The organism is Gordonia sp. UCD-TK1 (genome assembly GCF_001691435.1).
GTDB lineage: Bacteria > Actinomycetota > Actinomycetes > Mycobacteriales > Mycobacteriaceae > Gordonia > Gordonia hongkongensis.
In genome coordinates this window covers 1-24,743 of record NZ_LZMP01000027.1, presented here as the reverse complement: position 1 = coordinate 24,743, position 24,743 = coordinate 1, and the positions used below count along the sequence as shown (strand labels likewise).

Here is a 24,743-nt window from a genome sequence, read left to right as displayed (position 1 = left end):
GAACACCAGGAGTGATTTCATACGTGAGTGACGACAACCCCGACCAGAGCGGGCAATCCAGCCGTACGCAGCCGCGCCGGTCTGGGGTCACATCCACTGTCGAAGTCTCTCCCGGAGTCGTGTTCGGGCTGCTCGGCGCGAGTGACGTCAACCTGCGTACCCTCGAGCAGCTCCTGCCCGCCGACATCCACGTCCGTGGCAACCAGGTGACATTGACCGGTGAACCCGCCGAGGTAGCCGCGTCCGAGCGCGTCATCGCCGAACTCGTCGACCTCGTCGGGCGCGGAACCCCGCTGACACCAGATCTCGTCCGGCACAGCGTCTCGATGCTGTCCGATGGCACCGAGGAATCGCCCGCCGATGTGCTGTCACTGGACATCCTGTCGCGCCGCGGCAAGACGATTCGGCCCAAGACACTCAACCAGAAGCACTATGTCGACGCGATCGACGAGCACACCATCGTGTTCGGACTGGGCCCGGCCGGCACCGGCAAGACCTATCTGGCGATGGCCAAGGCCGTGCAGGCGCTGCAGTCGAAGTCGGTCAACCGCATCATCCTGACGCGGCCGGCGGTCGAGGCCGGCGAACGTCTCGGCTTCCTGCCGGGCACGCTGAGCGAGAAGATCGACCCGTACCTGCGCCCGCTGTACGACGCGCTGCACGACATGATGGACCCCGACGCGATCCCGAAGCTGATGGCGGCCGGGGTCATCGAGGTCGCGCCGCTGGCCTACATGCGCGGCCGCACCCTGAACGACGCGTTCATCATCCTCGACGAGGCGCAGAACACCACGAGCGAGCAGATGAAGATGTTCCTCACGCGCCTCGGTTTCGGTTCCAAGGTCGTCGTGACCGGTGACGTGACGCAGGTGGACCTGCCCGGCGGCGCCCGCAGCGGTCTCCTCGCCGCGTCGGAGATCCTCGAGGGCATCGACGACATCCACTTCGCCCGCCTCACCAGCCAGGACGTGGTCCGGCACCGCCTGGTCGCCGACATCGTCGACGCCTACGGGCGAGCCGAGGAGGCGCAGCGGGGTCTGCCCAACACGGCCGTCGGCGGCAATCGCGCCGCACGCCGGGCAGCGGCGCAGGGTCGTCGCTCATGAGCATCGAACTGGCCAACGAATCCGGGGTCGAGGTCCCGGCCGAGTTGATCATCGACGCCGCGCGATTCGCGGTCACCGCGATGGACGTGAACCCGGCCGCATTGCTGTCGGTGCTGTGTGTCGACGAGGACACCATGGCCGACATGCACGTCCAGTGGATGGACCTGCCGGGCCCGACCGATGTCATGAGTTTCCCGATGGACGAACTGGTGCCCGGCGGCCGGCCGGATGCGACCGACCCGGGCCCGGCGATCCTCGGGGACATCGTGCTGTGCCCGGACTTCGCCCGGAAACAGGCGCGCGAGGCCAAGCGGTCCTTCGAGCACGAGCTCGCCATGCTGACCATCCACGGAGTGCTCCACCTCCTCGGCTACGACCATGCCGAGCCGGAGGAGGAGCGCGAGATGTTCGGACTGCAGAACCGCATCCTCGACGCGTTCTACGCCGACCGTCACCGTCGCGCCCAGGAGCAACGACAGACCGACCGCGATTCCCGGCTGCTGTCCAACATCGGGTTCACCGGAGCCGAGGGAGATTCACCGACCCCCGGTGCGCCGGCGCGGTCCGAGGAGGACCGAGGGTGACCTCCGACTACTGGTTCATCGTGGCGGCAGTCGTGTTGATCGTGGTGGGCGGCGTCTTCGCGGCCGTCGACACCGCGGTGTCGACGGTGTCGAACGCCCGGGTCGACGACATGGTCCGGGAAGGGCGCGCCGGTGCGCGCCGCCTGGCGGGCATCCTCGAGGCACGTGCGACCTATGTCGGCCTCGTGGTGCTGCTCCGAGTCGTGTGCGAGGCCGCGGCGGTCGCGCTCGTCGCGGTCGCCGCGACGCAGCTGATCGGCGTCGGCGGGGGACTGGCGGTGGCCATCGCCGCCATGACGGTCGTCTCGTACGTCGCCGTCGGCGTCGGCCCCCGCACCCTCGGCCGGCAGCACGCGTACACGATCGCGCTGTCGTCGTCGTACCTGTTGTTCGCGCTCGGCGTGCTGCTCAAACCGCTGACCCGGCTGTTGATCCTGATCGGCAACGCCCTCACCCCGGGTCGCGGGTTCCGCAACGGTCCGTTCGCCACCGAGGTCGAGTTGCGCGAGGTCGTCGACCTCGCCGAGGCCTCGGGCGTCGTCGCGGCCGACGAGCGCCGGATGATCCAGTCGGTCTTCGACCTCGGCGACACCAGTGCCCGCGAGGTGATGGTCCCGCGCCCGGAGATGGTGTGGATCGAGGCCGACAAGACCGCGCTGCAGGCCACGAATCTCGCGACGCGGTCCGGACATTCGCGGATCCCGGTGATCGGGGAGAACACCGACGACGTCCTGGGCATCGTGTACCTCAAGGATCTGGTGGCGCGCACGGTCGCCCAGCGGATCGATCCCACGACCCTCCGCGTGGTCGACGTGATGCGCGAGGCCGAGTTCATCCCCGACTCCAAGCCACTGGACCGGGTCCTCGCCGACATGCAGCGAGAGCGCAACCACATGGCGATGCTCGTCGACGAGTACGGCGGCATCGCCGGGCTGGTGACCATCGAGGACGTGCTGGAGGAGATCGTCGGCGAGATCACCGACGAGTACGACATCGACGAGCTCGCACCGGTCGAAGACCTGGGCGACGGGTCGTACCGGGTGTCGGCACGACTGCCGGTGGAGGATCTCGGCGAGCTGTTCGGCGTCGAGATCGCCGAGGAAGAGGTCGAGACGGTCGGCGGACTCGTCGGTCTGGAACTGGGGCGGGTGCCACTGCCCGGCGCCCGGGTGGAGTCGCACGGGCTGCAGCTGGTGGCCGAGGGTGGGCCCAATCGCCAAGGGCGCCAACGCATCATCACGGTGCTGGTCACCCGGGTCCCCGACGCGGACGAGGATTCCCGACGCGACGAGCACGGCGGGCAGTCGAGTCGATCGCAGGGACGTGCCGAGCGCACCACGGGCAACGCCCACGACGACCAGGACACGGACACCGCCGGCCAGGAGCGCGCAGGCGAGTCGAGAGCAAGGATGAACCAGTGACCGAGACCCTCTCCGACGAGGATCGCAAGCTCGTGGTGCTCGCCCGAGGTGCGCTGGCGCGCGCCGAGTCGCCCTCGGGCGCGGCGGTCCGGGACGGCGACGGTCGCACCTACGCCGGGGCCGACGTGCGGACACGCTCGCTGACCCTCACCGGACTCCAGGTCGCGGTGGCGTCGGCGATCTCGAGCGGCGCCCGCTCCTTCGAGGCGGCGGTCGTCGTCAACGGTGACGCCGACGACCCGGGCCTGGACACCCTGCACGAGCTCAGCCCGGAGGCGTACGCGGTTCTCACCGACACCGCGGGGCGTCCTCAGCATCGGGTGGGGCGCGCGGATGCCTGAGTTCCGTTCGGGCTTCGTCTGTTTCGTGGGCCGGCCCAACACCGGTAAGTCCACGCTCACCAATGCCCTGGTCGGCGAGAAGATCGCGATCACCTCGAATCGTCCGCAGACCACCCGCCACACCATCCGCGGGATCGTCAACCGGCCCGACGCCCAGCTGATCCTCGTCGACACCCCGGGCCTGCACCGACCGCGCACCCTGCTGGGTCAGCGCCTGAACGACCTCGTCCGCGACACCTACTCCGAGGTCGACGTGATCGGAGTCTGCATACCGGCCGACGAGGCCATCGGTCCGGGTGACCGGTGGATCATCTCGCAGGTCCGCGAGATGGCGCCGCGCACGACGATCGTCGGGGTGGTCACCAAGATCGACCGGGTCGGGCCGGAGCAGGTCGCCAAACAGCTGCTCGCGCTGTCGCAGGTACTCGGGCCGGACTCGGAAGTGGTTCCGGTGTCGGCGAAGTCGGGCAAGCAGCTCGACGTGCTGTCCGACGTGCTCGTGAGCCTCATGGAGGAAGGCCCCGCGTTCTACCCGGACGGCGAACTCACCGACGAACCCGAACAGGTGCTGATGGCGGAGTTCATCCGCGAGGCCGCGCTCGAGGGGGTGCACGACGAGCTGCCGCACTCGCTGGCCGTCGTCCTCGAGGAGGTCATCGATCGTGAGGACCGCGACCCCGACCTACCGCCGATGGTCGATGTCCACGCCGTGTTGTTCGTCGAACGCGACAGCCAGAAGGGCATCATCATCGGCCGCAAGGGCGCGCGTCTGAAGGAGGTCGGTACAGTTGCCCGCGCACAGATCGAGCGGCTGCTGGGCACCAAGGTGTACCTGGATCTGCACGTGAAGGTCGCCAAGGACTGGCAACGCGACCCCAAGCAGTTGCGTCGATTGGGTTTCTAGCAGCGTGTTCCTGACGGCCTGACGCCGGCAGGGGCGGCCTGCGGGGAGGTACGCCGATGGGAACGCACGAATCGCCACAACAACCGGGAGACGATTCCGGTAGGGGAGCGCACGAGGCGCCCGACACCGACCAGCCGACCGGACGCACGATCGCCGGCGTCCTCGGATCGCCGCGTTTCTGGCTGGCACCGTTGGCTCTCGTCGCGGTGATGTTCTCGCTGATGGCCGGGCTGTACATGGCGGCGGTCGTCGACCCGCAGCGCCACCTCCACGACTTCCCCGTCGCCCTGGTGCAGGAGGACGCGGGCGGTGAGGTGCAGAACGCCGACGGACAGTCCACGCCGCAGAACTTCGGTGACCAGGTCGCCGAGGGCATCATCTCCTCGGCGGCGCAGAACGGGATCGTCGTGACCCGCACGGATCGCTCGACCGCGCTGTCCGAATTGAACAGCGGCAAGGTGTACGGCGTCATCGTCGTCGGGTCCAATTTCACGAATCGGGCGGTCGCGCTGGGCCGGTCGACGGTCCTCACCGCCGAACCGGCGAAACCGACCATCGACATCTTCATCAACCGGGGCTCCGGGGCGTTCGCGTCGTCGATCACCACCACCCTCGCCGATCAGGTCCGTGAACGGGTCAACGAGCAGGTGGGCGCGCAGCTGACCGAACAGGTCCGTACCCAGCTCGAGCGCAACGACATCACCTTCACCGGCGCGGCGCAGCTCGCGCTCGCGAGCCCGGTGGCCGTCGAGGTGTCCGAGCCGACCCCGCTTCCCGAGGGTGCGGGCAACGGATTGTCGGCGTTCTACCTGACCCTGCTGCTCGTGCTCGCCGGGTTCACCGGGGCGATGATGGTCAGCATCGTGGTCGACGGCATGCTCGGCCAGACCCCCATCGAGTACGGGCCGTTCTATCAGCTGCGCGAGCGGCTCGCGATCAGCCGGTGGGCGACGCTCGCGGCGAAGTGGACGATCATGTTCCTGGTCGCAGTGGTGCTCTCGACCCTGTTCATCGCCGTCGGCGCGATGGTCGGGACGTCGATCCCGAACGGCTTCGTGCTCTGGATGCTCTCGGTCCTCGGCATCTTCGCCGTCGGCGTGAGCGCGAGCGCGATGATGGCGGTGTTCGGCAACCCCGGTCTGCTGTTCAATCTGCTCTTCTTCGTGGTGTTCGGCCTGCCGTCGTCGGGCGGGACGCTACCGCTGGAGGCGAGTCCGCGCCTCTTCGAGTGGATCGCCGCGATCGAGCCGATGCACGTGATCTACCTCGGTGTGCGTGCGGTCCTGTACTTCGACGCCGACCTGTCGGCGGGGTTGGGCCGATCGATCATCCAGTGCTTCATCGGTTTGCTCGTCGGCGTGCTCCTCGGTCTGCTCGGCACCAAGTTCTACGACCGCAAGGGCTGGCACCGATACCCGGGTGGGATGACGCTGCCGCCGAAGCTGGACAAGATCGTCAACGCCGGCTGACACGCGCGGCGCCGCCTCGCCCCGACCGTTCACCTGGGTCTGACACGGTGGCCGAATGGGTAACCCCGTCGTCATGTCGATCCCCGAATTGTCCTCGGCCCTGCACGAACTGCGGGACGACCTCGATCGCGCCGAGGAGCAGGCCGCCTCGCTCATCGCCGCGGTCGCCGACCAGCACCGGGACAGCGCCCGCAACCTCGTGCACTACGTCGCGGTGCGACGCCGCGATCTGCGTCCGCTGCAGGAGTCGATGTCCGCGCACGGACTGTCGAGTCTCGGCCGGATGGAGTCGATCGTCTATTCGTGGATCGAGACGGTGATCGAAACGGTGGACGCCTTGGCCGAGGGTCGCACCCGGCATCCGATCTGGGGTGACCTCGCGGGCGGGGTGCGGACCCTGACGCGTAATCGCGACCGGCTCCTCGGGCGCGTGCATCCTGGTGGCGGCGATGACGCCATCGTCGACGGACCCGGTGACGAGCACGGCGAGCGGGCCACCCGTGTGATGGTCACGATGCCGACCCAGGCCGCCGACGACCCCGACCTCGTCCGCGCCATGGGTGCCGCCGGAATGGACGTCGCGCGGGTGAACTGCGCACACGACGGCCCGGCCGAGTGGGCGCGGATGATCGAGTCGGTGCGTGCTCTACCCGGCCGGGTGCGGGTGGCGATGGATCTCGCCGGCCCGAAGTTGCGCACCGGCCCGCTCGAACCGGGACCGAAGGTGATCAAGGTCAAACCGGTCCGCGCCGACGACGGCACCGTCGAACGGCGGTCGCGGGTGCGGCTCAGTGCCGCACCGTTCGATCCCGGCGCACGCCTGCCCGACGGCATCGACGCGGTCATCCCGGTACGCGCACTCGCCGACGTCGTGCAAGGAGACCGGTTGCGCCTACGGGACGCTCGTGGTCGCCGACGGCGACTCGAGGTGGTCGCGGTGTCCGAGGCCGGGATCGACGTCGAATGCGATCGCACCGTCTACTACGAGACGGGTACGCCGATCGGGTTGTCGGGCTCTGCCGACGCCGCTCCGATCGTCGTCGACGATCTGCCCGAGAAGCGTCAGCATCTGCTCGTGCGCACCGGTGACGAGCTCCGGTTGCAGCGCGACCTCACGCCGACCCCGGCGACCCGGACCGGGCCGCACCGGATCGGATGCGAGCTCGGGGACGCCTTCGACGACGTCGAGGCGGGCCATCGGGTGTTGTTCGACGACGGCAAGATCGCCGGGCGAGTGCGGGAGAAGGTCGACGGCGAGATCGTGGTCGACGTCGAGCGTGCCGCGCCGGACGGGACGAAACTCCGCGCCGAGAAAGGCATCAACCTCCCGGACACGACACTGCACATCCCGGCGCTCACCGCGTCGGACCGCGATGACCTCGAGTTCGTCGCGGCACATGCCGACATGGTGAACTGCTCGTTCGTTCGGTCGCCGGAGGACGTGGCCGACCTCATCGACGAACTGAACCGTCGCGGTGCGTCCGATGTGGGCATCGTGCTGAAGATCGAGACCCGGGCGGCCTTCGAGTCGCTCCCGCAGATGCTGCTCGAGGCGATGCGCTGGGACGCGGTCGGGGTCATGATCGCTCGCGGCGACCTGGCCGTCGAGGTCGGGTTCGGCCGGCTCGCCGAAGTGCAGGAGGAGATCCTCTGGCTGTGTGAGGCAGCGCATGTGCCGGTCATCTGGGCGACGCAGGTGCTCGACGGACTGGCCAAGAAGGGCGTGCCGTCCCGGGCCGAGGTCACCGACGCCGCGATGAGCCGGCGTGCGGAGGGCGTGATGCTGAACAAGGGGCCCTACATCGTCGAGGCCATCGAGGCGTTGACGTCGATCCTCGACAGGATGGGTGGTCACGTCGAGAAGAAGCGCTCGCTGCTGCGGCCGCTGACCTCGTTCGACATCGATCCGGGGTAAGCCGGCGGGCATGTCGGGGCACGTCGTGTCGGTACCCGATGGGAGAATGTCCCGGTGAGGTTCTACCGGGATGAGGCCGTCGTGCTGCGCCAGCACAAGCTGGGCGAAGCCGACCGCATCATCACGCTGCTCACCGCCGAGCACGGTCTCGTGCGCGCGGTCGCCAAGGGCGTGCGGCGGACGCGGTCCAAGTTCGGCGCCCGGCTCGAACCCTTCGCCCACATCGACGTACATCTGTATCCCGGCCGCAGCCTCGACGTGGTCACCCAGGTGCACAGCCTGCACGCCTTCACCGACGCCATCGTCGCCGACTACGGGCGCTACACCACGGCCTGCGCGGTCCTCGAGACCGCGGAACGGCTCGCGGGTGAGGAACGAGCGCCCACTCGTCAGCTGCACCGGCTGACGGTCGGGGCGCTGGCCGCGCTGGCCGACGACCGCCGGCCGCGTGAGCTGATCCTCGACGCCTACCTGCTGCGCGCGATGTACAGCGCGGGCTGGATGCCGGCGCTCGAGGAGTGCGCGCGGTGCGCGACACCCGGTCCTCACCGCGCTTTCCACGTCGCCGCCGGCGGCGCCGTCTGTCTGCCGTGCCGGCCACCCGGATCGGCGACCCCCTCGCCCGGCGTGCTCGACCTCATGGAAGCCCTGTTCCGGGGTCGGTGGGATGAGGTCGTCGACGCCACGCCGTCGCTGCGTCGACAGGCCAGCGGACTCACCGCCGCGCATCTGCAGTGGCATCTGGAACGCCAGCTCCGAACCCTGCCGCTGATCGAACGCACCGCCCCTCATAGGCTGATGGAGACGGGTGTGGACACGGGCGTGAGGAGGGTCGACGATGGCGTTGCGGCCGGGTAGTTCGGCGAAGGGACGCAAGGCCGCGAGCCTCCGGACGGATGTCCGTCCCCCCGATCCGCATCCGAGCGGTGCCCGGCCCCCGGCGATCCCCGCGGAGTTCGTGCCCCAGCACGTGGCGCTGGTGATGGACGGGAACGGGCGCTGGGCCACCGACCGCGGGCTCCCGCGCACCGAGGGGCACAAGCGCGGCGAGGCCGTGTTGATGGACACCGTCTGCGGCTGTATCGAATTGGGGGTCGGCTGGCTCTCCGCCTACGCGTTCTCCACCGAGAACTGGTCGCGCAGCCCCGACGAGGTGAAGTTCCTCATGGGCTTCAACCGCGACGTCATCCGCCGTCGACGCGATGAGATGCACGAGATGGGCGTCCGGGTGCGTTGGGCCGGACGCCGACCCCGGTTGTGGCGCAGCGTGATCCGGGAACTCGAGATCGCCGAGGAGATGACCCGCGACAACACCGTCATGACGCTCACGATGTGCGTCAACTACGGCGGTCGTGCCGAGATCGCCGACGCCGCACGGGAGATCGCGCGACGCGCGGCGCGCGGCGAGATCGACCCGGAGCGCATCTCGGAGTCGACCTTCGCGCGGTACCTCGACGAGCCGGACATGCCCGACGTCGACCTGTTCCTGCGTCCGTCGGGGGAGCAGCGGATCTCGAACTTCCTGCTGTGGCAGTCCGCGTACGCCGAGATGGTCTATCAAGAGAAGCTCTTCCCGGACTTCGATCGGCGTGATCTGTGGGCGGCCTGCCTCGAATACGCCTCGCGCGACCGGCGATTCGGCGGGGTGAAGCCGTCGTGACCGACGCCGCCGCGCTCCTCGACCGGACCGCGCAGATCGTCGCCGAACTCGGTTCCGTCGACCGACCCGACGCCGACTCCCTCGTCGTGCAGGTCGGTCCGACGCGTGCCTCCATCCGCGTGCTCACGCTGGCCGACGGGCTCGACGTGCTGGCCCTGACGCAGATGGTCGCGATGGACCTGCCCAACACCCCGACACTCCGGGACGACGTCGAGGCGTGCGCCGCCCAGCTCAGCTTCGGCAGCCTCCGGCGGTCCGATCGCGCAGGCGTCACCACGGATGTGTTGCAGTACTACACGTTTCCGGCGAGCCAGCTCGACGACGTGCCGCTGCTGACGGTCCTGCACATCGTCCTCGCCGCCGGTGTCGACGCCGCCGAACGGCTGGTGGGCCCGACTTCTGCTTGAGTCTGGCGACATCGGATCCCGCTTCCTGAGGACTGAGAAGCGTTGAGCACGACCAATGCTCCCTGAGGCGTTGAGCGCGACCTATGCTCCCTGAGGTGCGCGCGAAGCGAGCCACGAAGGGCCGCAACGTGTCTCGCCAGGACCCTTCGTGGCTCGTCGCTAGCGCTCCTCGCACCTCAGGGAGCAGTAGTTTGCGGTTTTTCGGATCGGGGAGCGGAGGCGGGCTCGTTCCGCCCGCTCAGTCCTTCTCGGTGGTCCGGCAGTCCGCGCAGCGCCCGAAGACCTCGACGGTGTGGTTGATGTCGGAGAAGCCGTGCTGGGCGGCGATCTTCGCGGCCCAGCGTTCGACCGGTTCGGCCTGGACCTCGACGGTGGTGCCGCACTCCCGGCACACGAGATGGTGGTGGTGTCCCGACGAACAATGGCGGTATCGGGTCTCACCGGAACCGTCCCACAGGACATCGATCTGGCCGGCCTGACTCAGCGCCTGCAGATTGCGGTACACCGTCGTCAGGCCGATGGATTCGCCCCGGGCCTTGAGGATCTCGTGCAGTTCCTGCGCGGAGCAGAAGTCCTCGGTGCCGGCCAGGGCGTCGGCGATCGCAGCGCGTTGGCGCGTCGACCGGATGCCGGTGACCGGCTGCGGGCCCGATGCGACGCCACTCATTCGTTCACCGCCCGGGACGCATCGGACGGCACGGCGCGGCCGTCGGTGGTCTCGTTCGCGTGGATCAGCGCATCGCCGACGATGTGCGCGACGTGGTCGTCGAGGAGTTCGTAGGTGATCTCACGACCGTTGCGCTGGCCTCGCACCACACCGGCGTCCTTGAGCACGCGCAGGTGCTGGCTGACCAGTGGCTGACTCAAGCCCAGGTGCCCGACGAGTTCGTGGACGCATTGCACCCGCTCCCGTAGGGACAGCACGATGGCGACGCGGGTGGGGGAGGCGAGGGCGCGCAGGAGGTCGGCGGCGGCTTCCCGCGCTGCGGCATCGGCCGCTTCGATCGGTCCGGGCCCGTCCAACGGTTGCGTCGACATCACGCTCCTCCTCGTCTGGCTCGCGCCACTGATCCGGCCATTCTATCGGAAATGGTTTTCAATCCATGCCACTGGTGTCGCCGCTGGTCAGCCCTCGTCTGCACGTCGGCGCTCGGCCGGCGTCGGGACCCCGTCCGCTCCTGCGGTCGACAACGCGTAGGTCGCGACCGCGGACGCGACCGCACCCGAGTTGACGGCCAGCAGGTCGGTGTTCAGGTTGTCGAGGGTGTCGCGCGCGGTGTGATAGTCGGGGTCGAAGGGTTCGCCGGCCCGGCCGCCCCACATCTCCGCCTGCGCTTCGTCCTTCTCGGTTTCCGCGCCGGTGAACACCCCGCCGGAGGGGATGCCCACCGCGATGAACGGGCCGTAATCGGAGCGGCCGTCGAAGTCGTCGGGGGCGAGGGGGATGCCGCGGTCGGCGTAGAACTTCTCGAAGGTCCGCTCGATGCCCCCGGAGCCGTCCGGGCCGGGACCGGCTCCCTGACGCTCGGAGTCGTCGCCGTCGTAGGTGAAGTACCCGCCGTTGGGTGAGGCGAGCATGTCGAAGTTCAGGTAGAGGGCCACCGCTGTACGCGCGGCCGGGTCGAGTCCCCGGACGTACTCGGTGGAACCCACGAGCCCGTCCTCCTCCGCGCCCCAGAACGCGAATCGCACGCGGTGCGGGACACGGGGTGACGATCCGAGTCGTAGAGCCGTCTCGAGCACGGCCGCGGAGCCGCTGGCGTTGTCGTTCATACCGGGTCCCTCGGCGACGCTGTCGAGGTGTGCCCCGGCCATGACGACGTCGTCGCCGGTGCCCGTCCGGGTCTCGGCGATCAGGTTGCGCGTGGTGATGCCGGTGGTCTTCGCCTCGACCGCAAGCGCGACCGATCGCGCCGACCGCACCCGYTCGGCGTCGTCGCCCGCGATGCCGAGGACCGGGATCCCCGGGCGGTCGTCCGGCCCCAGGGTGGCGCCGGTGAGCGGGCCGGGTTCGTTGTTGACCATGACGACCCCGACCGCGCCGGCCGACTCCGCATTCCGTGCCTTGTCGGCGAAGGTGCAGGTACCTCGGGTGATGACGGCGATCGCACCACGCGTCGCGGCCGGAAAGTCGGTGCTCGCGCAGCCGAGACCGTTGACGGCGACCGGGGCCCCGGCGACCGGGGTGTCGCCGGTTCCGGCCGAATACTCGACGACGCGGGTGGCGACCTTCAGGCCGTCGGCGGTGAGGCTGACCGGCCCGGCGTCGAAGCGCTCGTACTCGACGGGCGGCGTCGTCACGTCGAAGCCCGCCGTGCGGAGGAGCCCGGCGACGTAGTCCAGCGAGGCGTCGTATCCGGGCGTGCCGGCCGCACGGTTGCCGCCGTGGTTGTCGGCGATCTGGGCCAGCGCGCGAACGTGGGCCATCACGTTGTCGAGGGTGACGGCCTCGGCCAGCGCGGCCGGGGTGACCTCGCCGATCGGCGGTTCGGGAGAGGGCGTCGACACCGGCGCCGACGAGGGTCGCTCGGGCTCGGCGGGCTGCTCGGACGAACACCCCACGGCCAGTGCCAGTGTCAGTGCGAGGCCGGCCGAGGCGAGGACCGGCCGACGCCCGCGGGCCGATGGGGGGACGCCGACGCGTCGTCGTATGCGAACGATCACCCTGCCACTCTGGCAGTTCCCGTCCGTGCATGTGGGTCCGACGGGTGCACCGTTGCCGGTGGTTTCGGGAAACGGCACACGTGCTCGGTAGTCTGTACGGGTTGCCGCCCGCATCTGGTGGATGCACGTCGAGCACCGAGCGTCAGCACGACCGTCCCAGCCGAACACCTCAACCCGTGGAGAGCAGTTAACCGTGGCCGCCCAGTCCAATGTGGAATCCGTCGTCAACCTCGCCAAGCGCCGGGGCCTGGTGTACCAGTGCGGTGAGATCTACGGCGGTACCAAATCGGCGTGGGACTACGGCCCGCTCGGCGTCGAGCTCAAGGAGAACATCAAGCGGCAGTGGTGGCGCACGATGGTCATCAGCCGCGAGGACGTCGTCGGCCTGGACTCGTCGGTCATCCTGCCGCGTCAGGTGTGGGAGGCCTCGGGCCACGTCGAGGTGTTCACCGACCCGCTGGTCGAGTCGCTGCACACCCACAAGCGCTACCGCGCCGACCATCTCATCGAGGCCTACGAGGCCAAGCACGGGCACCCGCCGGCCAACGGTCTGGCCGACATCAACGACCCGGAGACCGGGCAGCCCGGCAACTGGACCGAACCCAAGGCCTTCAGCGGTCTGATGAAGACGTTCCTCGGGCCCGTCGACGACGAAGAGGGTCTGCATTACCTGCGTCCCGAGACCGCGCAGGGCATCTTCGTGAACTTCAAGAACGTGATGACCACCGCGCGCAAGAAGCCGCCGTTCGGCATCGCGCAGATCGGCAAGAGCTTCCGCAACGAGATCACGCCGGGCAACTTCATCTTCCGCACCCGCGAGTTCGAGCAGATGGAGATGGAGTTCTTCGTCAAGCCGGGCGAGGACGAGGAATGGCACCAGTACTGGATCGACCAGCGCTTCGACTGGTACGTCAACCTGGGCATCGATCCGGAGAACCTGCGGCTCTACGACCACCCGAAGGAGAAGTTGTCGCACTACTCCAAGCGGACCGTGGACGTGGAGTACAAGTTCGGGTTCACCGGCAACCCGTGGGGTGAGCTCGAGGGTGTCGCCAACCGGACCGACTACGACCTGTCCACCCACAGCAAGCACTCGGGGGAGGACCTGTCGTTCTTCGACCAGGCGTCGGGTGAGCGCTACACACCGTTCGTGATCGAGCCGGCGGCCGGCCTGACCCGCTCGCTGATGGCCTTCCTGTGTGACGCCTACACCGAGGAGGAGGTGCCGAACGCGAAGGGCGGCACCGACACTCGGACGGTGCTGCGGCTCGACCGCCGGCTGGCCCCGATCAAGGTCGCCGTGCTGCCGCTCTCGCGCAACGAGAAGCTCTCGCCGAAGGCCCGCGACCTCGCCGCCGAACTCCGCAAGCACTGGAACGTCGAGTTCGACGACGCACAGGGCATCGGCAAGCGGTACCGCCGGCAGGACGAGATCGGCACGCCGTTCTGCGTGACGGTCGACTTCGACACCCTCGACGACCAGGCCGTCACGGTGCGCGAACGGGACACCATGAGCCAGGAGCGGGTCGCGCTCGACAAGGTCGCCGAGTATCTCGGCGGCAAGCTGCTCGGCGCCTGATCCTGCTCCCGGCCGCGCGGGCCGGGTGTTCACGATTCCGCCTGACCTGCGGATGTCTGTCACAATCGATGACGAGTTGTCGCGTGGAGTAGGGCATGGGGTCCGTCGTGCGCGCGACGAGAGAGTGAGTGGAGTCGTGTCTGTCAGCGGGAAAGTCGTTCATTACGACGCGAATCGGGGATTCGGGTTCTTGGCGCCGGAATCGGGCGGCGCCGATGTGTTCCTCCACATCAACGACATCGACATCGACGAGAACTCGTTGAAACCGGGTGCCAAGGTGTCCTTCGACATCGAGGAGACCGACCGCGGTTCCAAGGCCGTCAACGTCGCGGTGACCGAGGCCGCGCCGGCCGACGACACCGCCGGCGCACGGGCGCACCGCCGCGACGAGCACCACGGCCGCGACCGTGATCGTGGGGACCGGGGCGACCGCGGACGTCACGACGACCGCGGCAGTCGTCGTCCGCGCGGCGGGGGCGGCTCGCTGGATGCCGCCGCGTTCACCGAAGAGCTCACCGAGCTGCTCCTCGACGCCGACGGCGCCCTCACGGCTCGTCAGATCGTGGCGATCAGGCAGCGGGTCACCGACTTCGCCGTCGCCCGGGGCTGGGTGCTTGACTAGCACCCGACAGGGTCCCGAGACGGTCGGGYATGTGCTCCCGACGGTGGCAACCTACGGCGACGAGGCCGTCGAGCGGTTCGTGCCCGAGGGCGCCAAGGTCGCTAGTCTGCCCGGCACCCGGACCGACCATCGAAGCGACTTCGCGCGGGACCGTGCGCGGGTCCTGCACTCGGCCGCCCTGCGCAGGCTGGCCGACAAGACGCAGGTCGTCGGTCCGCGCGAGGGCGACACGCCCCGTACCCGGCTCACGCATTCGCTCGAGGTCGGGCAGATCGGCCGGGGGATCGCCATCGGTCTCGGCGCCGAACCCGACCTCGTCGAGCTTGCCGGACTCGCCCACGACATCGGTCATCCGCCCTACGGACACAACGGCGAACGTGCGCTCGACGAGGTGGCGGCGGAGCACGGTGGTTTCGAGGGCAACGCCCAGAACCTGCGCATCCTGACGCGGCTCGAGCCCAAGCTGCTCGATGCCGACGGGCGCAGCGCCGGTCTCAACCTCACCCGTGCGTCCCTGGACGCGACCCTGAAGTATCCGTGGACCCGACGCACACCCGGAGGCAAGTTCGGGGCCTACGACGACGATGCCGCCATGCTGGCGTGGATTCGCCGAGGCGCGCCCGGGACCCGACAGTGCGTCGAGGCGCAGATCATGGACTGGTCCGACGACGTGGCGTACTCCGTGCACGACCTCGAGGACGGCGTCATCGGTGGCCGGATCGACCTGCGGACCCTCGGCGATCCGCAGGATCAGCGCGCTCTCGCCGACATCGGCGCCAAGGAATTCCCGGGTCTCGATCCCGCGGCCCTCGTCGACGCCGCCGCCCGCCTGCACCGGATGGACATCGTGCGGTCGGTGGGTGTCTTCGACGGCACGCTCGACTCCTATGTCGCGCTCAAGCGGTTGACGAGTGAGTTCATCGGCCGCTTCGCGTCGGCCGCGATCACCGGCACCCGCGAGGTGGTCGGCGACCGGCCGGTCTCGCGCTACGATGCCGACCTCGAGGTGCCGGAACTCATCGCCGCCGAGGTGTCGATGCTCAAGACCCTGGCACTGCGCTTCATCTTCTCCAACGAGCGGCACAAGGCGACACAGCGTCGTCAGCGGGAACGCATCCACCGGGTCGCGAACTGGTTCGCCGAGGCGGCGCCCGGGGGCCTGGACCCGATCTTCGTGCCGTGGTGGAACGCCGCGTCCGACGATGCCGCCCGCATGCGGGTCATCGTCGACCAGATCGCGTCCATGACCGAAGGCCGGCTCGAGCGCACCGACAAGCACAATTCGGGGGCCCAGGCGCATCTGGGGTAGGCCGCGCATGGTCGACGAAGCACCCGGCCGGGCGGCCTCACCGGCGTCACTACACTGGTCGCGTGGCAGGCCGAATTCCCGATCGCGACATCACGGCGATCCGTGAGCAGACGAGGATCGAGGACATCGTCGGCGACTACGTCGCCCTCCGGCGCGCCGGTGCCGACAGCCTCAAGGGTCTGTGCCCCTTCCACGACGAGAAGTCGCCGTCGTTCCACGTCCGTCCCAATCACGGCCACTTCCACTGCTTCGGCTGCGGCGAAGGCGGCGACGTGTACAGCTTCCTGCAGAAGCAGGAGCACATCAGCTTCGTCGAGGCGGTCGAGCAGCTCGCCGATCGGATCGGCTACCAGATCAACTACGAGGGCGGCGGTACCGCCATCAAGCGGGACCGCGGCACCCGCGCGCGACTGGTGGCCGCCAACGCCGCCGCGGCCAAGTTCTACGCGGCCGCGCTGCAGTCACCCGAGGCGCAGCCCGCGCGCGACTACCTCAAGGAACGCGACTTCGATGCGGTGGCGGCCGTCCAATTCGGTTGCGGTTACGCACCTGCCGGCTGGGACACGATGACCAAGGCGCTGCTTTCGCAGGGCTTCGAGTTCAGCGAACTCGAGGCCGCCGGTCTGTCCAAGCAAGGACGCAAGGGGCCGATCGACCGCTTCCATCGCCGTCTCCTGTGGCCGATCCGCAACCTCGGCGGGGACATCATCGGGTTCGGCGCCCGCAAACTGTTCGACGACGACAACCTCGGCAAGTACATGAACACGCCGGAGACCATGCTGTACAAGAAGTCTCAGGTGCTGTTCGGTCTCGATCACGCGAAGAAGAGCATCGCCAAGGGGCATCAGGTGGTGGTCGTCGAGGGCTACACCGACGTCATGGCGATGCATCTGGCCGGCGTCACCACCGCGGTCGCCTCGTGTGGCACCGCATTCGGTGAGGACCACCTCGCCCTCATCCGGCGGCTGATGATGGACGACTCGTACTTCCGCGGCGAGGTGATCTACACCTTCGACGGGGACGATGCCGGAAAAGCAGCCGCGCTTAAGGCCTTCGAGGGCGAACAGTCCATCTCGGGGCAGACGTTCGTGGCGATCGCGCCCGACGGCATGGACCCCTGCGAACTCCGGCAGGAGAAGGGCGACGCCGCCGTCCGCGACCTGGTCGCGCGTCGGGTGCCGATGTTCGAGTTCGCGATCAAGGCCCTCCTCGCCGGCCACGACCTCGACACCGCCGAGGGCCGCGTCCACGCGTTGCGCGACACCGTCCCGGTGGTCGCCCGGATCAAGGACATCGCGCTGCGTGACGAGTACGCCCGCCAGCTGGCGGGTTGGGTCGGTTGGGAGGAGGTCTCCCAGGTTCTCGGCAGAGTCCGCGAAGAAGGCGCGAGAATTCGAAAGGCGCAGGGCGTCAGTAACTCCGGCAGTCGGGGGAGCGGTCGCGGTGCTCGTAATCGGCCGGAGGCGGAGGCCGCGCCGACGTCGGCCCGCCCCCAGCCCAACGACCCGCGCCTGTGGCCGCAGCGGGAAGCGCTGAAGGCGGCGCTGCAGTATCCGGCGATCGCCGGCACGGTCTTCGACTCGCTGCCCGTCGAGTGCTTCAACGAGCCGGCCTACGCGATCATCCGCCAGGCGATGACCGGGCTCGGCGGGACGTCGTCCGGTCTGGGTGGCGCGGCCTGGGTCGACGCGGTGCGCAATGCCGTCGACGACCCGATCATCGATCCGCTCGTGACCGAACTCGCCGTCGAATCGATGCCGGTCGACGAGGACAACATCGCCCGCTACATCTCCAGCGTGCTCGCACGGTTGCAGGAGGTGTGGGTGGGCTCGCAGATCGCCGACATCAAGTCGCGTCTGCGCCGGATGGCACCCAGCGACGACCCCGACGGCTACAACGCGGTCTTCGGTGATCTCGTGGCGCTCGAGGCCTATCGTCGTAGCCTGCTGGAACAGGCTGTCGACCCGATCGTCGACGCGGGCTGACACACCCGCGTAGGTCTTCGCGCCGACGGTCGCGGGGCCGGCGGCCGATGAGTATCCGTCTCCGGCCCGGTCTACCCCGTCGGTACCCCCACGCCACCGACGGAGGCAGGAATCCATGGCGACAACGATCTTCTCGGCGACGGCATCACTCGACGGGTTCATCGCCGGACCCGGTGGCGACATGTCGTGGCTGACCCGATTCTTCGACGTGCCCGCCGACGGGCAGCCGGCGTCCACTGCAGCGGACGATGCCGCCGCACGGTTGATGCGCGGCACCGGCGCACTGCTGGTCGGCAACCGGTCGTTCCGCGGCGATGACCCCAACAAGGGCACCGACCGCGAGGGTGCGTTCGGCGGCGAATACGACGGTCCCGCCGTCGTTCTCACACACAACCCGCCGGCGGACCCCGTCGACGGCTTCACGTTCGTCTCGGATCTGCACGAGGCGGTCGACCTCGCCGCCCGGACGGCCGGCGACGGCTACGTCACCGTCATCGGCGCCGACGTCGCGCGACAGATGATCGATCACGGGCTGCTCGACGAGGTGCTCGTGTTCTTCGTCCCGGTGTTCCTGGGCGCGGGGGTCCGGCTGTTCGACCGTCCCGAGGGCGGCGAGGTCAGACTCACGCCCATTCCCGGTGAGACCGAGTACTGGTGTCGCGTCGAACGATGAGCCCGGTGCTGGCGGCCGGCGACGAACTCCAGCTGAACAGTCGACGACGGTTTGCCTCCCACACTGCGAGACGACCGGTCGCTGCCTAGCGTGGGAGCGTGGACGCGAATGACGAGCGCCGGCAGGTCACCGAGGTTCAGCACCGCCTGATCGGGATGTACGGCGACAGAAAACCCGAGGAAGTGGCCGATGCGGTCGAAGCCGCGTACCGACACTTCGACGGCACCGACGTGCGCGACTTCGTGCCGCTGCTGGTCGAGCGCCGCGCCAACGAGACACTCAGTGGCTCTGCGGTGATGGCCGACTCGACCGATGTGCCACCCACAGTGGGTGAGTGAGCGCTGCGGGCCCGGCCGGGGGATTGTTTGCTCTCGCTCTGTGCTACAACGCTTTTCGTGCGTGGGGCGGGCGGGGCTCGAACCCGCGACCTACGGATTATGAGTCCGCGGCTCTAACCGACTGAGCTACCGCCCCGTGGGCCCGAGAGCCCGCTGCTGGACATTACCGCACGGTCGACGGTCATATGAATGCGGACCGGCACGACTGCCGAAGACGAGAAAACCCGTCACCTGCCGACGCGGGTGACGGGCCTCTTGCTCCCCCAACTGGACTCGAACCAGTAACCGTTCGATTAACAGTCGAATGCTCTGCCAATTGAGCTATGGGGGACTGCCTCGGACCTGCTCGGCGCTCGTGGAGCGCGTCATCAGGACCGAGGACAGACTTTAGCGCATGGTCATGTCGGACGACAAAACGGGCGGTCAGCCGCATGCGGCGGCCAGGCCGCCCGCTGCGCTACTCCCGGGGGTAGTCCTCGGGGTCGATCTCGACCTCGGTGGCCTGTTCGGCGGCGTCGGCGTCGTCGGCCTCGAACGGCACGCTGGGGTTGACACCTTCAGCGGGATCGGGCGCTGCCGTCTGGGCCTGCTCGAGTGCATCGGCCTCGTTGGCCTCGACCGGCAGGTCGGCTTCCGGTGACGTCATCGGGACGCTCCTCTCGTCGTCGGACTCCTACGTCTCCACGTGTACCCGACGAGAGTGGTTTCAGTCGCCCCCGCGTCGCTCGTCGTAGTCGGCCTGGGCGTCGCGGACGGTCGGCATGTTGTCCTGCACGAGTTCGATCAGGCCGCTCAACTGGTCGGCGACCTGCCTGCCGAGCGGAGTGAGGTGGTACTCGACCTTCGGCGGGATGGCTTCGAGGACGGTGCGCACGATCATGCCGTCGCGTTCGAGGCTCTGCAGGGTCTGCGAGAGCATCCGTTCGCTCACGCCGTCGACGCGTCGCCGCAGCGCGCTGAATCGATAGTTGCTCTCCCCCAACGCGATCAGCACGAGGCTGCCCCAGCGTCCGGTAACGGTCTGCAGTGTGGTCCGGGACGAGCAGTCCCGGGCGAAAACGTCCGCCTCGAGGGACTCGTCGCTGATCTCGGTCACGTGCTCAACGGTAGCCGAATCGACGAGACCTTGCTAACAGTTCGTATTGCACTTACGAAAAGTAAGTGCATACTGGGAGTCGTCCAACCGACAGAGATGAGGAATCAGATGACCACAGCAGTGACCGGCGCGACGGGACAGCTCGGCGGACTCGTAATCGACGAACTACTCGCCCGGGGCATCGCCGCCGCCGACGTGGTGGCGATAGTCCGCGACGAGTCGAAGGCCTCGAAGCTCGTGTCGCACGGCGTTTCGGTCCGTGTCGCCGACTATGACGATCCGGCATCACTTGTCGACGCCCTCGTCGGCGTCGACAAGTTGCTGCTGGTCTCGGGTTCGGCGGTCGGGCAACGTGTTGCCCAGCACACCAACGTGATCGAGGCGGCGGAGGCCAACTCCGTCGAACTGATCGCCTACACCAGCCTGCTGCACGCCGACACGAGCGGTCTGAGTCTGGCTCCCGAGCACGTCGCCACCGAAGCTCGACTGAACGAGTCGTCGGTGCCCGCCGTGATCCTGCGCAACGGCTGGTACTGGGAGAACTACCTGGCCGCCATCCCGCAGGCGGCGGCGACCGGAACGCTCCTGGGTGCCGCGKGTGAGGGAAAACTCGCTGCCGCCGCTCGTGCCGACTACGCGGCTGCGGCCGCAGCGGTCCTCACCGCCGACTCGGACCAGGCCGGCAAGGTCTACGAGTTGGGTGGTGACGAGCGGCTGACCTACGGCGAATTCGCCCGAGCGATCGGTGTGGCATCGGGTGCGACCGTCCAGTACCGCGACCTCTCCGAAGCCGACTACCAGGCCGCTCTCGTCAGCGCGGGTCTGCCGGAACCGGTCGCCGCGATGCTGGCCGGCGCAGATGCCGGGATCAGCCGCGGTGAGCTGGACACCGACTCCGGCGACCTCCAGTCGCTCATCGGCCGGTCGTCGACCCCCGTCGCGGAGGTCATCGCGCAGGCGCTCGCCTGACCCGGCGTCGTACGATCGGCGTCCGGCGTGCTCCGCGCCGAGTCGCATCGATGAGTTCGGCTGCGACACCGAGTCTGTCCGCATAGATTGCTCGTGCCGACCGACAAGGAAGCCGAACCATGCCACAGCTACTCAGAGTCCAGAACTTCTCGATCTCACAAGATGGGGTCGGGGCGGGGGAGAACCAGACGTTCGAGCGTCCCTTCGGTGATCGCGTCGAACCGTGGGAACTGATGTCGTGGGCGGGCGCCACCGCGAGCTGGCCCAACCGGACCGACCCGGGTGGCACCCGCGGCCTCGACGACTATTTCACCCGCGACTTCGCTCATAACATCGGTGCGGAGATCATGGGCCGCAACAAGTTCGGTTATCAGCGCGGACCGTGGACCGACCATGAGTGGCAGGGCTGGTGGGGTGATGAGCCGCCGTTCCACACTCCCGTCTTCGTACTGACGCACCATGTGCGGCCGTCGTTCACGCTGAGTGACACCACGTTTCACTTCTTGGACGCGACCCCGGCCGAGGCCGCCGAGCAGGCGAAGGCCGCGGCGGACGGCAAGGACGTACGTATCGGCGGCGGCGTGAGCACCGTCCGGGAGTTCCTCGACGCCGACCTCATCGACACCCTCCACATCGCCGTCGCACCCGTCACGATCGGCGCCGGACTCAAACTCTGGGAGTCACCCGAGGAGCTCGAGGGCCGGTATCACCACGAATCCGTCCCGAGCACCAGTGGCGTGACGCACCATTTGTTCTGGCGCAAGTAGCGCAATGCCGGTGGAATGAGACCGGGAACTCGCGTAGTTGTAGGGACCATGACGGAACTCGCCGGCAAGGCCACGACTCTGCTCGAACTCCACCAACCGGGAAACCCGGTCATCCTGCCCACGGTGTGGGACGCCTGGTCGGCGAACCTCGCGATCTCCGCCGGGTTCACCGCGCTCACCGTCGGCAGTCACCCGGTGTCGGACTCGATCGGCAAGCCCGACAACGAAGGAATCACGTTCGAGGAACTGACTACCCGCATCCGGCAGATCACCGCGGCGGTCGACGTCCCGATCTCCGTCGACATCGAGTCCGGCTACGGGGAGGACCCGAAGACGCTCATCGACGGCCTGATCGCCGCGGGTGCCGTCGGTCTGAACATCGAGGACACCGTGCACAGCGAGGGCGGACGCCTTCGCGAGCCACAGGAGCACGCCGATTTCGTAGGTGCGCTGCGGGCGGCGTCCGACGCCACCGATGTCCACGTGGTGATCAACGCGCGCACCGACCTGTTCGTCAAGCAGGTCGGCGACGAATCCGACCGCCTCGACCGGGCGATCGAGCGAATGAAGCTGGCTGCCGATGCCGGCGCAGACGTGCTGTACCCGGTCGGTTTCCACGACGACGCCGCGCAGAAGCGGCTCACCAGCGAACTGCCGTTGCCGGTCAACGCGATCGGTCATCCGACCAAGAACACCAAGGCGGCACTGGCCGAACTCGGTGTGGCCCGGGTCAGTTTCGGACCGATCTTCCAGATGGTGCTCGCCGAACGCGCCGCCGAGGTTCTCGAACCCTGGAAGTAGTCACACCGCTCTCCTTCGGGTCGTCGAACCCGGAGGAGAATGTCGGTGGTCCGAACTACCGTCGGATCATGGCACTCACGAAATCCGAACGAGAAGCGTTCCTGTCCGAACCCCATGTCGCGGCGCTGTCGGTCGAAGCCGAGCCCGGCCGGGCGCCGCTCACGGTCCCGGTGTGGTACCAGTACGAGCCGGGCGGTCGCCCCTGGCTGCTCACCGGAACCGAATCGCGCAAGTTGCAGCTCATCCGAACCGCCGGGCGGTTCACGCTCATGGTCGACGAGGTGTCGCCGCGGCTGATGTACGTGGCCGTGTCGGGGGATGCGGTCGACATGGTTCCGGGCACCCGCGGCGACCTGCAGGAGATGGCGGCGCGCTACCTCCCGCCCCAGGCCGTCGACCCCTACGTGGAGATGGCCGAGAAGGATCACGGTCCCCAGACCAAGCTGTTCCTCGAACCGAAACAGTGGGTGTCCCTGGACCTCGGTGCGCTCTGACCGACGGGCAGTGATCCGGCAGCGAGACGAACCCGTCGGGAACGTCTCGCTACATTGAACGCATGCCGAAGTCGCGTTCCACGTCCGACCAGCCCGAACAGTCCGTCGACGCGGAGTCTCACCAGGAGACATCGCCGACGGGCGAGCAGGTCACCCCGCTCGACGGCAACGAGTTCCTGCAGGCCAATCGCAGTAACCGCGACAAGTACCGCGCCGAGGCCGAGGCGAAGGCGGCGAAAGCAGCCCGCAAGGCCGAGCGCCGACGCCCGGCTGACGAGCCCACGGGTGCCGACGAGCCGGCCGATACGGACGACGCCGACGGGTCCGACGACGCCACGACCGAGGTCGCGGACCCACGCCCTGGCTGGGACCGCACCCCCCGCAAGCTCGATCCCGCCACGGCGCGTAGGAGTGGTTCCCGCCGGTGGACCGGTTGGACTTCGACGGTCGGCAGCCGGCCGTGGGCGGTGATCGCGCTGATCGTGGCGGTCGTCGTCCTCGCGGCGTCGACGGCGGTGCTCGCCGTGGCGTACGTGGATGCCGATGAACGCGCCGAGTCGAGCGCGTCGGCCGGTACGACGACGTCCCTCCTCGAGACCGCCCGGCGGTACGCGGCCGAGATCTCGACCTACAACTCAGCCGACTACGCGGACCTCGACCGACGCATCCGGGAGATCTCCACGCCGGCGTTCACCCAGACCTACATCGAGTCCTCGCAGGACGCCCGCCGCGGATCCGCCGAGGCCGAATCGGTGTCGACGGCGACGGCCGACAATGCGGGCCTCATGTCCGTCGACGACGGCAAGGCCGTTGTGCTGGTCACCCTGGACCAGACCCTGAAGTCGCCGCAGACCGCCCAGGAGTTCCCCGAGGGATTCCCGTACCAGTCGCGGGTCAAGGTCACCCTCGTGGAGCAGGACGGTCGCTGGCTGATGGACGACTTCGCGGTGCTGTGAGGCCTCGGCTCCCTGATCCGAAAGAAGCGAGTCCTATCGCTCCCTGAGGAGCGCCCGGAGCTTGTGGAGGGCGCGTCCAATCACCGCCTTCCGAATCCGAAGAACGACCTAACCATTGCCCCCTGAGGTGCGAGGAGCGTTAGCGACGAGAGGGTCCTATAGCTTGTCAAGTGCTCCGAGGTCGGTGGTGAGGTCGCGGAACACTTCGCGGGCGATGTATCGCTTGAGGCAGCGGAGGATGTCTTTCTTCGTTTTGTGTTCGGCGGAACGTCGCTCGACGTAGGCGCGGGTGGGGGCGTGGGATTTCATGCGTCCGACCGCGATCATGTGCAGAGCACTGTTGGCTTGCCGGTCCCCGCCCCGGTTGAGTCGGTGACGGCTGGTTTTGCCTGAGGATGCCGGTAACGGTGCGGCGCCGACGAGTTTGGCGAACCGTGCCTCGGTGCCCATCCGCTCGACGTTGTCACCGGCGGTGATCACCAGGCGGGCGGCGGTGATCGGCCCGATCTGCGGGCGCGAGAGCAGGGTGGGTACCAGCTTGCTCAGCAGTCGTGTGAGTTCGCGGGCCAAAGACCGGGCTTGTTGTTGGGCGAGTCGGTGTCGGTCGAGCAGCGACCGCGCCGCGCGCACGAACGCCGCGGCCGGCCCGGACAGATCAGCTTTCTCGGCTGGTACCGGCAAGT

The 24,743-nt window shown here is 68.4% G+C and carries 27 protein-coding genes and 2 tRNA genes; 21 read left to right on the top strand and 8 right to left on the bottom strand.

The annotated features are described in order from the left end of the window. Positions 1–23 precede the first annotated feature (23 nt). The 10 genes from A9310_RS15955 to A9310_RS15910 are packed head-to-tail and all read left to right on the top strand — an operon-like array spanning position 24 to position 9,807. Positions 24–1,106, top strand: a complete 1,083-nt coding sequence (locus A9310_RS15955; protein WP_065631484.1) for a PhoH family protein — start codon at positions 24–26, stop codon at positions 1,104–1,106. Next, positions 1,103–1,690, top strand: a complete 588-nt coding sequence (gene ybeY / locus A9310_RS15950; protein WP_065631468.1) for an rRNA maturation RNase YbeY — start codon at positions 1,103–1,105, stop codon at positions 1,688–1,690. Before A9310_RS15955 ends, ybeY begins: the two co-directional genes overlap by 4 nt. Further along, entirely contained in the window at positions 1,687–3,111 is a 1,425-nt protein-coding gene (locus tag A9310_RS15945; RefSeq protein WP_055475476.1) for a hemolysin family protein, read from the top strand. The genes ybeY and A9310_RS15945 overlap by 4 nt, the downstream gene beginning before the upstream one ends. Continuing rightward, positions 3,108–3,452, top strand: a complete 345-nt coding sequence (locus A9310_RS15940; RefSeq protein ID WP_055475475.1) for a cytidine deaminase — start codon at positions 3,108–3,110, stop codon at positions 3,450–3,452. Before A9310_RS15945 ends, A9310_RS15940 begins: the two co-directional genes overlap by 4 nt. After that, entirely contained in the window at positions 3,445–4,356 is a 912-nt protein-coding gene (gene era / locus A9310_RS15935) for a GTPase Era (protein WP_065631467.1), read from the top strand. Before A9310_RS15940 ends, era begins: the two co-directional genes overlap by 8 nt. 56 nt (positions 4,357–4,412) lie before the next feature. Continuing rightward, positions 4,413–5,825, top strand: coding sequence for a YhgE/Pip domain-containing protein (locus tag A9310_RS15930; RefSeq protein ID WP_065631466.1), 1,413 nt, complete (start codon positions 4,413–4,415; stop codon positions 5,823–5,825). Positions 5,826–5,880: 55 nt separating this feature from the next. Continuing rightward, positions 5,881–7,740, top strand: a complete 1,860-nt coding sequence (locus A9310_RS15925; protein ID WP_175401148.1) for a pyruvate kinase — start codon at positions 5,881–5,883, stop codon at positions 7,738–7,740. Between the two features lie 54 nt (positions 7,741–7,794). Continuing rightward, the gene (gene recO, locus A9310_RS15920) at positions 7,795–8,598 is read left to right on the top strand and encodes a DNA repair protein RecO (RefSeq protein WP_065631465.1); all 804 of its coding nucleotides are present in this window, start codon (positions 7,795–7,797) and stop codon (positions 8,596–8,598) included. After that, positions 8,579–9,400: an isoprenyl transferase gene (locus tag A9310_RS15915; RefSeq protein WP_065631464.1), complete on the top strand. Its 822-nt coding sequence runs from the start codon at positions 8,579–8,581 to the stop codon at positions 9,398–9,400. Before recO ends, A9310_RS15915 begins: the two co-directional genes overlap by 20 nt. After that, on the top strand, positions 9,397–9,807 hold the full coding sequence (locus A9310_RS15910) for a hypothetical protein (protein WP_065631463.1): 411 nt from the start codon (positions 9,397–9,399) through the stop codon (positions 9,805–9,807). The genes A9310_RS15915 and A9310_RS15910 overlap by 4 nt, the downstream gene beginning before the upstream one ends. 238 nt (positions 9,808–10,045) lie before the next feature. Here A9310_RS15910 and A9310_RS15905 read toward each other — a convergent pair whose 3' ends face one another. The 3 genes from A9310_RS15905 to A9310_RS15895 all read right to left on the bottom strand — a co-directional run bounded on the left by A9310_RS15905 (position 10,046) and on the right by A9310_RS15895 (position 12,471). Next, the gene (locus A9310_RS15905) at positions 10,046–10,474 is read right to left on the bottom strand and encodes a Fur family transcriptional regulator (RefSeq protein ID WP_065631462.1); all 429 of its coding nucleotides are present in this window, start codon (positions 10,472–10,474) and stop codon (positions 10,046–10,048) included. After that, positions 10,471–10,845 (bottom strand): helix-turn-helix transcriptional regulator, encoded by a 375-nt coding sequence (locus A9310_RS15900; protein ID WP_065631461.1) that lies wholly within the window; start codon positions 10,843–10,845, stop codon positions 10,471–10,473. Before A9310_RS15900 ends, A9310_RS15905 begins: the two co-directional genes overlap by 4 nt. Before the next feature lie 87 nt (positions 10,846–10,932). Next, on the bottom strand, positions 10,933–12,471 hold the full coding sequence (locus A9310_RS15895) for a M28 family metallopeptidase (protein ID WP_065631482.1): 1,539 nt from the start codon (positions 12,469–12,471) through the stop codon (positions 10,933–10,935). A gap of 193 nt (positions 12,472–12,664) precedes the next feature. Between A9310_RS15895 and A9310_RS15890 the strand changes: the two genes are divergently transcribed. From A9310_RS15890 to A9310_RS15865, 6 genes are all read left to right on the top strand, one after another. Further along, the gene (locus A9310_RS15890; protein ID WP_004023004.1) at positions 12,665–14,050 is read left to right on the top strand and encodes a glycine--tRNA ligase; all 1,386 of its coding nucleotides are present in this window, start codon (positions 12,665–12,667) and stop codon (positions 14,048–14,050) included. Between the two features lie 136 nt (positions 14,051–14,186). Further along, positions 14,187–14,672, top strand: a complete 486-nt coding sequence (locus tag A9310_RS15885; RefSeq protein WP_058252071.1) for a cold-shock protein — start codon at positions 14,187–14,189, stop codon at positions 14,670–14,672. A gap of 31 nt (positions 14,673–14,703) precedes the next feature. Continuing rightward, positions 14,704–15,981 (top strand): deoxyguanosinetriphosphate triphosphohydrolase, encoded by a 1,278-nt coding sequence (locus A9310_RS15880; RefSeq protein ID WP_139104639.1) that lies wholly within the window; start codon positions 14,704–14,706, stop codon positions 15,979–15,981. 62 nt (positions 15,982–16,043) lie between these two features. Then, complete coding sequence (gene dnaG, locus A9310_RS15875; RefSeq protein ID WP_065631459.1) at positions 16,044–17,966, top strand: DNA primase; 1,923 nt, start codon at positions 16,044–16,046, stop codon at positions 17,964–17,966. 115 nt (positions 17,967–18,081) lie between these two features. Then, positions 18,082–18,639: a dihydrofolate reductase family protein gene (locus A9310_RS15870; protein ID WP_065631458.1), complete on the top strand. Its 558-nt coding sequence runs from the start codon at positions 18,082–18,084 to the stop codon at positions 18,637–18,639. A 98-nt stretch (positions 18,640–18,737) separates the two neighbouring features. Then, the gene (locus A9310_RS15865; RefSeq protein WP_058252068.1) at positions 18,738–18,977 is read left to right on the top strand and encodes a three-helix bundle dimerization domain-containing protein; all 240 of its coding nucleotides are present in this window, start codon (positions 18,738–18,740) and stop codon (positions 18,975–18,977) included. A 62-nt stretch (positions 18,978–19,039) separates the two neighbouring features. Here A9310_RS15865 and A9310_RS15860 read toward each other — a convergent pair. From A9310_RS15860 to A9310_RS15845, 4 genes are all read right to left on the bottom strand, one after another. Further along, positions 19,040–19,113: transfer RNA gene (locus A9310_RS15860), tRNA-Ile, on the bottom strand. A gap of 122 nt (positions 19,114–19,235) precedes the next feature. Next, positions 19,236–19,308: transfer RNA gene (locus A9310_RS15855), tRNA-Asn, on the bottom strand. A 126-nt stretch (positions 19,309–19,434) separates the two neighbouring features. Then, positions 19,435–19,623: a hypothetical protein gene (locus A9310_RS15850; RefSeq protein WP_058252067.1), complete on the bottom strand. Its 189-nt coding sequence runs from the start codon at positions 19,621–19,623 to the stop codon at positions 19,435–19,437. A 60-nt stretch (positions 19,624–19,683) separates the two neighbouring features. Further along, complete coding sequence (locus A9310_RS15845; RefSeq protein WP_065631457.1) at positions 19,684–20,073, bottom strand: helix-turn-helix domain-containing protein; 390 nt, start codon at positions 20,071–20,073, stop codon at positions 19,684–19,686. Between the two features lie 108 nt (positions 20,074–20,181). Between A9310_RS15845 and A9310_RS15840 the strand changes: the two genes are divergently transcribed. From A9310_RS15840 to A9310_RS15820, 5 genes are all read left to right on the top strand, one after another. Continuing rightward, on the top strand, positions 20,182–21,042 hold the full coding sequence (locus A9310_RS15840; protein ID WP_065631456.1) for an SDR family oxidoreductase: 861 nt from the start codon (positions 20,182–20,184) through the stop codon (positions 21,040–21,042). A gap of 119 nt (positions 21,043–21,161) precedes the next feature. After that, complete coding sequence (locus A9310_RS15835) at positions 21,162–21,809, top strand: dihydrofolate reductase family protein (protein WP_058252064.1); 648 nt, start codon at positions 21,162–21,164, stop codon at positions 21,807–21,809. A gap of 48 nt (positions 21,810–21,857) precedes the next feature. Further along, positions 21,858–22,610, top strand: a complete 753-nt coding sequence (locus A9310_RS15830; RefSeq protein WP_065631455.1) for an isocitrate lyase/phosphoenolpyruvate mutase family protein — start codon at positions 21,858–21,860, stop codon at positions 22,608–22,610. Positions 22,611–22,678: 68 nt separating this feature from the next. Beyond that, positions 22,679–23,104, top strand: coding sequence for a pyridoxamine 5'-phosphate oxidase family protein (locus tag A9310_RS15825; protein ID WP_065631454.1), 426 nt, complete (start codon positions 22,679–22,681; stop codon positions 23,102–23,104). 62 nt (positions 23,105–23,166) lie between these two features. Further along, complete coding sequence (locus A9310_RS15820) at positions 23,167–24,060, top strand: hypothetical protein (RefSeq protein WP_065631453.1); 894 nt, start codon at positions 23,167–23,169, stop codon at positions 24,058–24,060. A gap of 156 nt (positions 24,061–24,216) precedes the next feature. On the opposite strand, the gene A9310_RS25250 is transcribed toward A9310_RS15820, so the two are convergent. Next, the coding region (locus A9310_RS25250) for a transposase (RefSeq protein WP_175401147.1) at positions 24,217–24,743 on the bottom strand (527 nt) is incomplete at its 5' end.

Bases quoted from the DNA above. Each gene is read 5' to 3' on its own strand.
- A9310_RS15835 (WP_058252064.1), top strand. From the start codon at position 21,162: ATGCCACAGCTACTCAGAGTCCAGAACTTCTCGATCTCACAAGATGGG.
- A9310_RS15915 (WP_065631464.1), top strand. From the start codon at position 8,579: ATGGCGTTGCGGCCGGGTAGTTCGGCGAAGGGACGCAAGGCCGCGAGC.
- A9310_RS15905 (WP_065631462.1), bottom strand. From the start codon at position 10,474: ATGAGTGGCGTCGCATCGGGCCCGCAGCCGGTCACCGGCATCCGGTCG.
- A9310_RS15870 (WP_065631458.1), top strand. From the start codon at position 18,082: ATGGCGACAACGATCTTCTCGGCGACGGCATCACTCGACGGGTTCATC.
- A9310_RS15820 (WP_065631453.1), top strand. From the start codon at position 23,167: ATGCCGAAGTCGCGTTCCACGTCCGACCAGCCCGAACAGTCCGTCGAC.
- A9310_RS15830 (WP_065631455.1), top strand. From the start codon at position 21,858: ATGACGGAACTCGCCGGCAAGGCCACGACTCTGCTCGAACTCCACCAA.
- A9310_RS15930 (WP_065631466.1), top strand. From the start codon at position 4,413: ATGGGAACGCACGAATCGCCACAACAACCGGGAGACGATTCCGGTAGG.
- ybeY (WP_065631468.1), top strand. From the start codon at position 1,103: ATGAGCATCGAACTGGCCAACGAATCCGGGGTCGAGGTCCCGGCCGAG.
- era (WP_065631467.1), top strand. From the start codon at position 3,445: ATGCCTGAGTTCCGTTCGGGCTTCGTCTGTTTCGTGGGCCGGCCCAAC.
- A9310_RS15850 (WP_058252067.1), bottom strand. From the start codon at position 19,623: ATGACGTCACCGGAAGCCGACCTGCCGGTCGAGGCCAACGAGGCCGAT.
- A9310_RS15825 (WP_065631454.1), top strand. From the start codon at position 22,679: ATGGCACTCACGAAATCCGAACGAGAAGCGTTCCTGTCCGAACCCCAT.
- A9310_RS15925 (WP_175401148.1), top strand. From the start codon at position 5,881: ATGGGTAACCCCGTCGTCATGTCGATCCCCGAATTGTCCTCGGCCCTG.
- A9310_RS15900 (WP_065631461.1), bottom strand. From the start codon at position 10,845: ATGTCGACGCAACCGTTGGACGGGCCCGGACCGATCGAAGCGGCCGAT.